Raw genomic sequence first — 11,790 nt, 5'->3', positions numbered from 1 at the left:
CGGCGTTTCACATTTCCCCGCGAACGACCGGGGAACCTCTTTCGCGCCCCGTCCGGGCCTTGAGCGGCAACGGCTCAACCTCTTCTCGCGGTCGATAGCGATTCCGCGTTCGTGAGCTCTTGGTCCCTGTAGGCATCAAGCTCTTCGCGCAGATACCGTGCCGTGCGGCTCGCCCGCGTCCCAGCCACCACCTCGGGACGGCCGGCGGCGACGATCGTGCCACCGAGGTTTCCGGCGCCGGGTCCCACATCGATGACGTGATCGGCCCCCGCGACGACGCGCATGTCGTGCTCGACCATGATGACCGCGTTGCCCACATCGACCAAGTCGTTGAGTTGATGCATGAGGCGGTCCACATCGGTCGGGTGCAACCCGGTCGTCGGCTCGTCGAGGACGTAGAGCGTGCCCCCGCGCTGGCCCCGCTGCAACTCGGTCGCGAGCTTGATGCGCTGGGCCTCCCCACCGGAGAGTTCGGTCGCCGGCTGGCCCAGGCGCAGGTAGCCGAGCCCTAGATCCCGCAGCACGGCCAGCGGTCGCAGCACGGATGGTTCGTCCGTGAAGGCGTCGCAGGCGCGCTCGACGGTGAGCCCGAGCACATCCGCGATGGTCAGCCCGTTCCAGGCCACCTCCAGCGTCTCGGGCGCGTAGCGGGTGCCGTGGCAGGTCGGGCAGGGTGCGTAGACGCTCGGCATGAACAGGAGTTCGACGCTGACGAAGCCCTCGCCTTCGCAGGCCGGACAGCGGCCTTTCGCGACGTTGAAGGAGAAGCGGCCGGCGTCGTAGCGGCGGCGGCGCGCCTCGGGCGTGGCGGCGAACAGCTTGCGGACGGCGTCGAACAAGCCGGTATAGGTTGCGAGATTCGAGCGGGGCGTGCGCCCGATCGGCTTCTGATCGACCTTCACCAGACGCCGGATCCCTTCCATGCCGCCGACGATGCGCCCCTCGGTCGGGCCCGGCCCGTCATCGAGCGGATCCTCCGGCTCGTCGTCGGTATCGATGGGCCGCCCAAGACGGTCGCCGACGAGTTCCAGCAGGGCTTGGGCAACGAGGCTCGACTTGCCGGAGCCTGAGATGCCCGTCACCGCGGTGAGACAGCCCAGCGGGAACGAGGTCGAGACCCCGCGCAGGTTGTTGCGGACGATGCCCTCCAGGTGCAGCCATCCCGAAGGCTCGCGACGCGGGCGCCGGGGCGGTTCGGCGAGCCCGAACAGGTGAAGGCGCGTGCACGACGCCTCCACCTCGCGCAGCCCCTCCGGCGGCCCGCTGTAGAGCACGGTGCCGCCGTGTTCGCCCGCGGCCGGACCGACATCGACCAGCCAGTCGGCGCGGCGCATCGTGCCGATGTCGTGCTCGACGACGAACAACGAATTGCCCGAGGCGAGCAGCCCGGCGAGCGCGTCGTGCATGGCATCGCCGTCGGCTGGGTGCAGACCCGCCGTGGGTTCGTCGAGCACGTAGGCGACGCCGAAGAGTTGCGAGCGGAGCTGGGTGGCGAGGCGCAGGCGCTGCAGCTCGCCCGACGACAGCGTCGTGGTCACCCGGTCAAGCGACAGGTAGCCAAGGCCCAGTCCCGTGAGCGTCCCGATCCGGTCGATGAGGTCGGCGGCGAGGCGCTGGGCGGCGAGCCGCTTCTCGATGGAGAGGTTCGGCGTCGCGCGCACGTCCGGTGCGCCCGCATGGGCCGATGCCCCGGAGGCGGCGCGCCGGGCGCGGTCCCGCCGTCCCATGTCGCGGTCGAGGGTGTCTCGTGAGGTGCCGTCGGCCTCGTGGGACAGCCGGTCCTCGGCGGCCGGCCGCATTGCTGCGGCCAAGTCGGCGAGCGGCATGCGCGACAGCTCGCCGATATCCAGACCCGCGAAGGTGACCGAGAGTGCCTCGGGCTTGAGGCGCTTGCCCTGGCAGACCGGGCAATCCTCGCTCACGAGGTAACGCGCCGCCCGTCGGCGCATGAGGGCGCTCTGCGAGTTGGTGAAGGTGCCGAGCACGTGGCGGCGGGCGCTCGTGAACGTGCCCATGTAGCTCGGCTCCATGCGGCGCGAGCGGGCCAGCCGCGTCTGCGCCGGGGAGAGCCCGGCATAGACCGGCTCCTGCGGCTGGTCGTCCGTGAACAGGATCCAGTCCCTGAGCGCTCTCGGCAGATCCTTCCATGGCGTGTCGACATCGACACCCCGGCTCACCAGGATGTCCCGCAGGTTCTGGCCACCCCAGGCCTGCGGCCAGGCCGCGACGGCGCGCTCGCGGATCGTCAGCGAGGGATCGGGCACCATCGATGCTTCCGTCGCCTGATAGACCCGTCCGAGCCCACCGCAGGACGGGCAGGCGCCCTGGGGCGTGTTGGGCGAGAAGTCCTCCGCGTAGAGCATCGGCTGGCCCGGCGGATAAGTGCCGGCGCGCGAGTACATCATCCGCACGAGGCTCGACAGGGTGGTGACGCTGCCGACCGAGGAGCGTGCGCTGGGCGTTCCGCGCTGCTGCTGGAGGGCGACCGCCGGGGGAAGCCCCTCGATGGAATCGACATCGGGCACCCCGACCTGATCGATCATCCGCCGCGCGTAGGGTGCGACCGACTCGAAGTAGCGCCTCTGGGCCTCCGCGTAGAGCGTACCGAAGGCGAGCGAGGACTTGCCGGAGCCCGAGACACCCGTGAACACCACGAGGGCGTCGCGCGGCACCTCCACGTCAACGTCGCGCAGGTTGTGCTCCCTGGCGCCCTTGACCGTGACGTAGCCCGGTCGTCCCGCGCCTGCCCGAGCAATCCTGACCAGTTCTCTCGGGTTCTGCTGGTCCATAGGGATCCCTCTCGACGTATCCCTCAGGGAACGTCGAACGCTTCCGCGCCGACTATAGGTTCAGGACCGCGGAAGCTACCTCTGCGGGACCATGGCGAAGGCCGACGCTCACGTTCCGCCTTGCGGGTCGTACTTCTCTTGGACGGCGCCAAGCCAGAGCACGACTCCCTGCGCGTGGCATGACCGGCGAAGGCGTGGCGGCCTATCGTAGCCGGTCGCCGTCCACCAGGGATCGGAGATGAGCGACCGGCGGATGCGTCTCTGGATCCCGGCACGCGTCGTTAGATCGGACGGCCATGGATGCGAGCGAGATTGTTCGTTGCTTCCAAGCGGACATGCGGCCCAGCTTCGTAGCGATCGGTGGCCTCGATGCAGGCGAGGAAGGCTGCCGCCTCGGGCTCATCGGCCAGGATGGCCACGACGGCGGAGGTGTCGATGGATGCGTCAGCGCGTCCAGGATGCGACGCGTCGTCCTCACTCGGAGGTGGTGCGGGCGGTCGATCGGCCTTCGACGCCCTGTCGATGCTTAGGCTAAGGGCTGAACTGGAAAGATTGTTGTCTTCAACGCTGTGAATAGCGTCTGTCCACACGGAACCGAGTTCGGCGGCCATCGTAGTCCGAGCCGATTTAACGAATCCCTATGGACACGCTCCGGAGAATCGGACCACGAGTCTAGTCACGTAGGCAGATTCGGACGTGACCCGATGACCGCAGAGGAACGGCTGGCAGAACTCACGGCTGGCGCTCAACGTCGGCAAGCGAAGCGACGCGATGCCCTTCGGCAAAAGGGCATGGTGCAGCAGAACGTGTGGCTGTCTGGTTCAACCCGAAACCTTCTCGATGAGCAGGTCGAGATAGGGCGGTTCAAGAGCCGCGCTGCGGCTATCGAGTGGGCGCTGATGTCTGCCTTCGCCAAGGAGAAGACGATGTCGTAGCGGCAAAGCAAAAGGGCCCCGAAGCCGGCAAGCTTCGGAGCCCTTGGATCACATTAGATGCCGAGGAGACAGCTAGAGGATCGATTCGCACCCCTCTTCTAGCCCCCCTCCCCTCCATCGTCAATGACGCCCTCGCGGGCGAACGATCCCGCTTTGCCTCCGCAAGGAGGATCGAAGGTGGAAAAGGTTCATTCCGGTGGACGGCCGCTGACGCGCGCCGCCCTCGCCGGCCGGAGACGTGCGCTCGAAGAAGGGCGTGCGATCTCCCGACGCGAGCTTGCGGGTCACGCCCGCGATGCAGCCAAGGCACTGCGCCTGCGCCCGTCCCTGCGCCAGGTGCTCGAGGCATTGGTCGCGGTATGGGGAGAACAGCCCTGGAGCCGCCTACTGGTTTGGCCCTCGAATGAGCGTTTGTCCGAGAAGACCGGGCTTTCCGAGCGGGCGCTCCGCTACGCTTTACGGGATCTCGTAGGGCTGGAACTGATCACACCCAAGGACTCTGCCAACGGGAAGCGCTTCGCGATCCGCGCACCCGACGGGACAGTCGTCGATGCCTATGGATTCGATCTCACGCCAGTCGTTGCACGCGCAGGCGAGTGGGCCGAGAGGCTGCGCCTTTTGAAAGCCGAGGTTGAGCAAAGGCGTCGTTCGTTCGACATTTTGACCGTGTGTCGACGGGCGGTTTCCGAAGCGCTCCAGGGGCTCGCCACGCACCATCCTGAAGTCCCGATCTCGGATTTGATCCTTGCCCGAGATTCGTTGGAACAATCCTCCCCCAAGCGGTCCCGCGCCTCGGACGACCCTAGCCTCGTCGTGACCCAGTGGATGGATTTGCGGGAAAAAGCTGAAGAACGCTTTTATAAAGCCGGCTGTGCCGGCAATTCGTGCAGCCACTTAGAAACAAACAACGAGCCCCCTAGTGAGTCTTGTAACAAAGGCTCTTCGAGAAGTGCTGGGGGCGGCGCGGCGCTTCGACCTGACCTCGTTGCTGCTGCCTGCCCTGTTGCTCGTGAATTGGGATTCGACATCCAGACCGAACCGGACCTGATCGATGCTGGGCGCTCATTGCGTGGCTCGATCGGAGCTCACCCGAGTGCTTGGTCCGAAGCCTGCGAAGCTCTGGGGGCACTCACGGCGGGAGCATTGGTTGTCCTAGTTGCCCAGTTGCACGATGACGAGGTCACCGGCCGGCGAAAATCCGAGATCCGAAATCCAGGCGGCTACTTCCGGCACTTGGTGCGCCTATCTGCCGAGGGACGGTACAGCGTGGCTGCAGAATTGCTGGCGATGCGTCGTCAGAGGATGACGTGATGCGAAATCACGCTGAACGACGGCCTTCAAGATCCAGCGCCGGATATGTGAGCGAACGAGGCCCGTCAGTGACGGCAGGCACGAGAGGTCGCCTTTGACCTTCTGCATCCCTTCGTTGTCATGGCGGGTCAGGATGCCGCCGGTTGGAACGCGAGCCTGCGTGGAATCGAACCATCTGGTCGGCGTCCCGAATCCGAGATGCCCCCTCCCCTCTCGGCTTGCGGGGGTCGGTCCAACGCTTCGTCCTCAGACAGGCGTCGAAGCCGGCAAACCCGACGATCCACTCCGATGCGGGAGCCAACCGACGCCATTTTCGATGCCCGCTGTCGCGACGCTGCCGCTTCACCCTCGAGCAGGCCTCGCCTCCGTCCGGGCGCTGTCAGCACCCGCCCCTTGTGATGTCCTGGCATCCGAGGGATACCGTATGCCTTAGGACCGTTCCAAGGAGAGGAATGCCATGGCGCGTCTGAACGTCAACGGCGTCGTGCGCGAGGTGGATGCCGAAGCGGACACACCGCTCCTCTGGGTGCTCCGCGAGCAGGTCGGCCTCACCGGCACCAAGTACGGCTGCGGCATTGCGCAGTGCGGCGCCTGCACCGTGCATATCGACGGCGCGGCGGTGCGCGCCTGCTCGATGCCGCTCTCCGCGGTCGGGCCGGGGCAGAAGATCGTCACGATCGAAGGGCTGGCCCCCGGCGCCGATCACCCGGTCCAGAAGGCTTGGGCCGAGCTCGACGTCCCGCAATGCGGCTTCTGCCAGCCGGGGATGATCATGGCCTCGGCGGCCCTGCTGGCGCAGAACCCGCGCCCGAGCGAGGAGCAGATCCGCGCCGAGATCACCAATATCTGCCGCTGCGGCACCTACAACCGCGTGCTGGCGGGCATCAAGCTCGCCGCCGAGCGCGGTCAGTCCGGCTGAGGGGAAGACCGATGCGCAGCGATCGTGAAATCTCCCGCCCCTCGCGCCGCGCCGTGCTGGCCGGCGCCGGTCTCTTCAGCCTCGGCTTCCACATCCCGGGCCTCGCGCCGGCTCGGGCCGCGACACCGGAGGCGGCGGCAGCCGTGCCCGAGATCAATGCCTGGGTCGTCGTGAAACCGGACGAGACCGTGGTGATCCGCATCGCCCGCTCGGAAATGGGCCAGGGCACGCTCACCGGCCTCGCGCAACTCGTCGCCGAAGAGCTCGACTGCGACTGGGCCCGCGTCACCACCGAGTATCCGAGTCCGGGCCAGAACCTCGCCCGCAAGCGCATCTGGGGCGACTACTCGACCGGCGGCAGCCGCGGCATCCGCGAGTCGCACGAATACGTGCGCAAGGGGGGCGCTGCCGCCCGCACGACGCTGGTCGCCGCCGCCGCCAAGGGCTGGGGCGTGCCGGCCGGCGAGTGTCGCACCGAGCGGGGCGTGATCACGCACGGCCCGTCCGGCCGCAAGACCACCTATGGGGCAGTCGCCGCGGAGGCCGCGACGATCGAGCCGCCGAAGGAGGTGGTGCTCAAGGATCCGAAGGACTGGACCCTGGCCGGCAAGCCGCTGAAACGCCTCGACACGCTGCCCAAGCTCGACGGCTCCCAGGTCTACGGCATCGACCTGACGCTCCCCGGCCTGCTCAACGCCGCGATCCGCGACTGCCCGGTCACCGGCGGCAGCGTGAAGTCCTTCGACGCCGCGGCCGTGTCGGGCATGCCCGGCGTCAAGCGCGTGCTGCAGCTCGGCGACAGCGCGGTCGTGGTGGTGGCCGACACGTTCTGGCGCGCCAAGACCGCCCTCGACGCGCTGCCGGTCGTCTGGGACGAGGGCCCGAACGGGAAAGTCTCCAGCGAGACCATCGCGGCGACCCTGCGCGAGGGATTGGACGCGGGGGAAGCCTTCGTCGGCAACAAGTCCGGCGACGTGGCGGGGGCGCTGAAGGGCGCCGCCAAGGTGGTGGAGGCCGTCTACGGCGTGCCCTTCCAGAACCACGCCACGATGGAGCCGATGAACGCGACCGCGCTCTGGACGGCGGAACGCTGCGAGGTCTGGGCGCCCACGCAGAACGGCGAGGCCGCGCTCGCCGCCACCGCCGAGGCCTCCGGCCTGCCGGCCACGGCCTGCGAGGTCCACAAGATCCATCTCGGCGGCGGCTTCGGGCGCCGCGGCGCCACGCACGACTGGCTGCGCCAGGCGGTGCAGATCGCCAAAGAGATGCCCGGCACGCCGGTCAAGCTGATCTGGACCCGCGAGGAGGACATGATCCACGGCCGGTACCATCCGGTCACGCAGTGCCGCCTGCGCGCCGCGCTGGACCAGGACGGCAATCTGACCGGCCTGCACATGCGCATCTCCGGCCAGTCGATCCTGGCCTCGGTGGCGCCCCAGCGCATGGTCGAAGGCCGTGACCCCGTCACCTTCCAGGGGCTCAACCCGGGTGGGCCGGAAGCGGCGATCGGCTACACGATCCCGAACATCCTCATCGACCACGCCATGCGCAACCCGCACATCCTGCCGGGCTTCTGGCGGGGCGTGAACCTGAACCCGAACGCCATCTATCTCGAATGCTTCATGGACGAGCTGGCCCATGCGGCCGGCCAGGATCCGCTGGCCTTCCGGCTGAAGCTGATGGGAAACCACCCCAAGCACCGCGCGGTGCTGCAGGCGGTGGCGGACAAGATCGGCTGGGACAGCAAACCGCCGGAGGGCGTCCACCGCGGCCTCTGCCAGACGATGGGCTTCGGCAGCTACGTGGCGGGCGCGGCCGAGGTTTCGGTCTCCGAGGCGGGCGAGCTGAAGATCCACCGCATCGTGGCGGCGACAGACCCGGGCCACGCCGTGAATCCGCAGCAGATCGACGCGCAGGTCGCGGGCTCCTTCGTCTACGGCCTGTCGGCGGCGCTCTACGGCGCCTGCACGGTGAAGGACGGGCGGATCGAGCAGACCAACTTCGACAGCTACCCGGTGATGCGGATGGACGCGATGCCGGTGGTCGAGACCATCCTGATGCCGTCCGGCGGCTTCTGGGGCGGCGTCGGCGAGCCCACCATCGCGGTGGCGGCGCCCGCCGTGCTCAACGCGGTCTTCGCGGCGACCGGCAAACGGGTGCGCCATCTGCCGCTGAAGGACGCGGACCTGCGCCGCGCATGAGGGCGGCGCGGCCGGTGCTCGCGGCCCTCGCCGCGCTCGTCTTCGGGACCGGCGCGTGCGCGGCCGAGATGCGCCCGCCGCCCGGCGCCTCCTCCTGCACCGGCTGCCACGCCGAGGGCGCGGCGATGGGCAGGTTGGAGGGGCGGTCCGAGGCCGAGATCGTGGCGGCGCTCGACGCCTTCCGGTCGGGCACGCGCCCGGCCACCCTCATGAACCGCATCGCCAAGGGTTTCGACGCGCAGGAGAGCCGCGCCATCGCCGCCTGGTTCGCGGCGCAGGGGGCGCGGTGATGCGGGGTACGCCGTCAGTGAGCCGCCGCACGATCCTCGGCGGGGCCGCGGCTGTCGCGCTGGCGCGACCGGCGCTCGGTGGCACGCCCCCGCGCGTCGTGGTCGTCGGCGCCGGGTTCGGCGGGGCCACGGCGGCGCGTTGCCTCGCTGCCGGCGGCGTGGACGTGACCCTCGTCGAGGCGTCCGAGCGCTACGTCGCCTGCACGGGCAGCAACGCGGTCGTGATCGGCCTGCGCGGCATCGAGGCACAGACGTTCCGTCACGACGCCCTCGGCCGGGCCGGGCTCCGCTTCGTTCGCGCGACCGCCGAAGCGGTCGATCCGGCCGCGCGCCGCGTGCGCCTCGGCGACGGGACGGTGCTCGCTTACGACCGCCTGATCCTCTCGCCGGGCATCGAGCTGCGCTTCGACGCCGTGCCGGGCTACGACGCGGGGGCCGCCGAGGCGATGCCGCATGCCTGGAAGGCGGGGGAGCAGACCGTGCGGCTCGCCCGCCAGCTCGCGGCCATGCCGGAGGGGGGCACCGTGGTCCTCTCGGCCCCCGCCAACCCCTATCGCTGCCCACCCGGCCCCTACGAGCGCGCGAGCCTGATCGCCCATTTCCTGAAGACCCGGAAACCGCGCGCCAAGCTCATCCTGCTCGACGCCAAGGACACCTTCTCCAAGCAGCGGCTGTTCGAGGCGGCCTGGGCAAAGCTCTACCCGGACGTGCTCGAACATGTGCCGCTTGCCGGGGGCGGGCAGGTCAGCGAGGTCGATCCGGCCGCGATGATCGTGCGCACCGACTTCGCCGAGTACAAGGCGGACGTCGCCTGCATCATCCCGCCCCAGCGGGCCGGCCGCATCGCCGCATTGGCCGGCTGCGCCGATCGGAGCGGCTGGTGCCCGATCGATCCGGCGACCTTCGAGTCGCGCCTCGTGCCGGGCATCCACGTGATCGGCGACGCGGCCATCGCCGGGGCGATGCCGAAATCTGCCTTTTCGGCCAACGCGCAGGGTAAGGTCTGCGCACAGGCGGTGATCGACCTGCTGGCCGGGCGGGAGCCCGAGAGCCCGCTTCTCATCAACACCTGCTGGAGCCTCGTGGCGCCGGGCTACGGCATCTCGGTCGCGGGCGTCTTCCGCCCGACCGACGGGCTGCTCGCGGACGTGCCGGGCGCCGGCGGCATCAGCCCCCTCGACGCGCCGGACGCGGTGCGTCAGCAGGAGGCGGCCTATGCCGAGAGCTGGTACCGGACGATCACCCGGGACGTGTTCGGGTGAGGCGAGGCCGCCGGGCCGCGCGCTTCGTCCCGGCCGTGCTGGCGCTCGCACTCGCCACGGCGCGAGCCGAGGAGGGGGTGGTGTCCTTCACGATCGTCGGCGACGCGATCCCCGCCTCCCTGACCGGCGCGTCGGGCGATCCAAATCGCGGCCGGGCGATCGTGACCGACCGCACCCGCGGCCTCTGCCTGCTCTGCCATGGGGGGCCCTTCCCGGAGGAGCGCTTCCAGGGCAATCTCGCCCCGGATCTCGCGGGCATCGGCACCCGCCGGAGCCCGGCGCAGCTGCGCCTGCGGCTGGTGGACGGGCGAGCGTTGAACCCGGACACCATCATGCCATCCTATTACAGCCTGACCGGGCTCACCCGCGTGGGCCGGGTGTGGCAGGGGCGTCCGATCCTGAGCGCGGCTGAGATCGAGGACGTCGTCGCCTTCCTGGCGACCCTGCGCGAGCCCGAGGGGAGGCCATGAGAGGGTAACGATGGGACGCTCGGACTCGATCGATCGACGCCGGGTTCTCGCGGGCGCGGCCGGAACCGTGCTGGCTGTCGCGCTGCGGCCGGCCGCGGCGGCGCAGCCGCGCAGCGAGACAACGGAATCCGCAATCCGCCGCTTCGCGGGCGACAACCCGATCCGGCCGGGTCGGGTCAGCCTCGACCTGCCTCCGCTCGTGGAGAACGGCAACACCGTGCCGCTCGCCATCTCCGTCGAGAGCCCGATGACGGCCGAGGACCACGTGCGCCGCATCGGCGTGTTCAACGAGAAGAATCCGCAGCCGAACGTCGTGACCGTGCATCTGCGGCCAGGGGCCGGCCGTGCCCAGGTCGCGACGCGCATCCGGCTCGCCGACACGCAGCGCATCACTGCGATCGCCGAGATGAGCGACGGCACCTACTGGTCCGCGAGCGCGGACGCGATCGTCACGCTCGCCGCCTGCCTGGAGGGCTGATCCGGATGGCTCGGACCCTGATCAATCTGCCCAAGACCGCCAAGCCCGGCGAGGTGATCACGATCAAGACCCTGATCTCGCACCCGATGGAGACGGGCTTCCGCCCCGGCGCCGACGGGCGCATCCTGCCGCGCAACATCGTCACGGAGTTCGTCTGCCGCTTCGAGGATGAGGAGATTTTTCGCGCGGAGCTGTTCCCGGCCTCGGCCGCCAACCCGTACCTGACCTTCACCTGGGTCGCGACGGCGAGCGGCCGCTTCAGCTTCACTTGGCGCGGCGACGACGGCTTCGACCAGACCGAATCCGCGGCGATCACGGTGGCCTGAGCCCCGCCATGCCCCGCCATCCGGGCTTGCCGCTGCCGGTCGCCCTCGCAGCCCTGTTGCTCACCGGTGCCGTGGCCGGGGCGGAGCCGATCGCGCCGGCCGACCGGCGCTCTGGCTTCGATCAGATGAGCGCCGAGATCCAGACCATGCAGCGGGACGACGACGCCAATCCCGGCATGCTCGCGGTCGTGGACGGGGCCGAACTCTGGACGAAACCGCCGAGCTCCAGCCGCCCGGCCTGTGCCGGCTGCCATGGCGAGGCCTCGTCCAGCATGCGCGGCGTGGCGGCGCGCTACCCGGCCTGGGATGCGCGGACCGCACGGCCGATCGATCTGCAGGGACGGATCAACGCCTGCCGCCGCACGCATCAGGGCGCGGACCCGCTCGCCTACGAGAGCCCCGACCTGCTGGCGTTGACGGCCTTCGTCGCCACGCAATCCCGCGGCCAGCGGATCGCGCCGCCCGAGGATGCCCGGCTCGCGCCCGCGCGGGCGGAGGGGCGCGCGCTGTTCGAGGCGCGGATGGGCCAACTCGGCCTCTCCTGCGCGATCTGCCACGACGAAAACTGGGGCCGCCGCCTTGGCGCGGCCGCGATCCCGCAGGGGCAGCCGACCGGCTATCCGCTCTACCGCCTCGAATGGCAGGGGATGGGCTCGCTGCAGCGGCGCCTGCGCAACTGCCTCACCGGCATGCGGGCCGAGCCCTTCGGCTACGGAGCGCCGGAATACGTCGCGCTCGAGGCCTATCTCGCAACGCGGGCCGCCCCTCTGCCGGTGGAGACGCCGGCCGTGCGTCCCTGATCGCGCAGC

General features: G+C 69.7%; 12 protein-coding genes. 10 read left to right on the top strand and 2 right to left on the bottom strand.

The features are described 5' to 3' along the window. Positions 1–74: 74 nt before the first annotated feature. Together BY998_RS18050 and BY998_RS24815 are read right to left on the bottom strand one after the other, a co-directional pair. Entirely contained in the window at positions 75–2,789 is a 2,715-nt protein-coding gene (locus BY998_RS18050; protein WP_110352986.1) for an excinuclease ABC subunit UvrA, read from the bottom strand. Positions 2,790–3,070: 281 nt separating this feature from the next. Next, positions 3,071–3,400: a type II toxin-antitoxin system VapC family toxin gene (locus BY998_RS24815; protein WP_245421642.1), complete on the bottom strand. Its 330-nt coding sequence runs from the start codon at positions 3,398–3,400 to the stop codon at positions 3,071–3,073. Positions 3,401–3,493: 93 nt separating this feature from the next. Between BY998_RS24815 and BY998_RS18040 the strand changes: the two genes are divergently transcribed. The 10 genes from BY998_RS18040 (at position 3,494) to soxA (ending at position 11,781) form a co-directional block, all read left to right on the top strand. Then, on the top strand, positions 3,494–3,724 hold the full coding sequence (locus tag BY998_RS18040; RefSeq protein ID WP_110352985.1) for a hypothetical protein: 231 nt from the start codon (positions 3,494–3,496) through the stop codon (positions 3,722–3,724). A gap of 177 nt (positions 3,725–3,901) precedes the next feature. Next, on the top strand, positions 3,902–5,035 hold the full coding sequence (gene repC / locus BY998_RS18035) for a replication initiation protein RepC (RefSeq protein WP_110352984.1): 1,134 nt from the start codon (positions 3,902–3,904) through the stop codon (positions 5,033–5,035). A 457-nt stretch (positions 5,036–5,492) separates the two neighbouring features. Then, on the top strand, positions 5,493–5,954 hold the full coding sequence (locus BY998_RS18030; protein ID WP_110352983.1) for a (2Fe-2S)-binding protein: 462 nt from the start codon (positions 5,493–5,495) through the stop codon (positions 5,952–5,954). 11 nt (positions 5,955–5,965) lie between these two features. Then, positions 5,966–8,155, top strand: coding sequence for a molybdopterin cofactor-binding domain-containing protein (locus tag BY998_RS18025; protein WP_110352982.1), 2,190 nt, complete (start codon positions 5,966–5,968; stop codon positions 8,153–8,155). Then, complete coding sequence (locus BY998_RS18020) at positions 8,152–8,445, top strand: cytochrome C (protein ID WP_110352981.1); 294 nt, start codon at positions 8,152–8,154, stop codon at positions 8,443–8,445. Before BY998_RS18025 ends, BY998_RS18020 begins: the two co-directional genes overlap by 4 nt. After that, on the top strand, positions 8,445–9,707 hold the full coding sequence (locus BY998_RS18015) for an NAD(P)/FAD-dependent oxidoreductase (protein WP_110352980.1): 1,263 nt from the start codon (positions 8,445–8,447) through the stop codon (positions 9,705–9,707). Before BY998_RS18020 ends, BY998_RS18015 begins: the two co-directional genes overlap by 1 nt. 35 nt (positions 9,708–9,742) lie before the next feature. Beyond that, the gene (soxX, locus tag BY998_RS18010; protein WP_245421644.1) at positions 9,743–10,177 is read left to right on the top strand and encodes a sulfur oxidation c-type cytochrome SoxX; all 435 of its coding nucleotides are present in this window, start codon (positions 9,743–9,745) and stop codon (positions 10,175–10,177) included. Between the two features lie 10 nt (positions 10,178–10,187). Then, the gene (locus BY998_RS18005) at positions 10,188–10,655 is read left to right on the top strand and encodes a SoxY-related AACIE arm protein (RefSeq protein ID WP_110352978.1); all 468 of its coding nucleotides are present in this window, start codon (positions 10,188–10,190) and stop codon (positions 10,653–10,655) included. A gap of 5 nt (positions 10,656–10,660) precedes the next feature. After that, positions 10,661–10,981 (top strand): thiosulfate oxidation carrier complex protein SoxZ, encoded by a 321-nt coding sequence (locus BY998_RS18000; protein WP_110352977.1) that lies wholly within the window; start codon positions 10,661–10,663, stop codon positions 10,979–10,981. 8 nt (positions 10,982–10,989) lie between these two features. Next, entirely contained in the window at positions 10,990–11,781 is a 792-nt protein-coding gene (gene soxA / locus BY998_RS17995) for a sulfur oxidation c-type cytochrome SoxA (RefSeq protein ID WP_110352976.1), read from the top strand. Positions 11,782–11,790 lie beyond the last annotated feature (9 nt).

This window comes from Methylobacterium sp. B4 (genome assembly GCF_003201865.1).
Classification (GTDB): Bacteria; Pseudomonadota; Alphaproteobacteria; order Rhizobiales; family Beijerinckiaceae; genus Methylobacterium.
Note: the sequence above shows the minus strand (reverse complement) of the source record. Positions and strands in the feature narration are given on the sequence as shown.

What these genes read in the sequence shown, in the direction of transcription:
- BY998_RS18050 (WP_110352986.1), bottom strand. Translation starts at nt 2,789, where the DNA reads ATGGACCAGCAGAACCCGAGAGAACTGGTCAGGATTGCTCGGGCAGGC.
- BY998_RS24815 (WP_245421642.1), bottom strand. Translation starts at nt 3,400, where the DNA reads ATGGCCGCCGAACTCGGTTCCGTGTGGACAGACGCTATTCACAGCGTT.
- BY998_RS18040 (WP_110352985.1), top strand. Translation starts at nt 3,494, where the DNA reads ATGACCGCAGAGGAACGGCTGGCAGAACTCACGGCTGGCGCTCAACGT.
- BY998_RS18030 (WP_110352983.1), top strand. Translation starts at nt 5,493, where the DNA reads ATGGCGCGTCTGAACGTCAACGGCGTCGTGCGCGAGGTGGATGCCGAA.
- BY998_RS18025 (WP_110352982.1), top strand. Translation starts at nt 5,966, where the DNA reads ATGCGCAGCGATCGTGAAATCTCCCGCCCCTCGCGCCGCGCCGTGCTG.
- BY998_RS18020 (WP_110352981.1), top strand. Translation starts at nt 8,152, where the DNA reads ATGAGGGCGGCGCGGCCGGTGCTCGCGGCCCTCGCCGCGCTCGTCTTC.
- BY998_RS18015 (WP_110352980.1), top strand. Translation starts at nt 8,445, where the DNA reads ATGCGGGGTACGCCGTCAGTGAGCCGCCGCACGATCCTCGGCGGGGCC.
- BY998_RS18005 (WP_110352978.1), top strand. Translation starts at nt 10,188, where the DNA reads ATGGGACGCTCGGACTCGATCGATCGACGCCGGGTTCTCGCGGGCGCG.
- BY998_RS18000 (WP_110352977.1), top strand. Translation starts at nt 10,661, where the DNA reads ATGGCTCGGACCCTGATCAATCTGCCCAAGACCGCCAAGCCCGGCGAG.
- soxA (WP_110352976.1), top strand. Translation starts at nt 10,990, where the DNA reads ATGCCCCGCCATCCGGGCTTGCCGCTGCCGGTCGCCCTCGCAGCCCTG.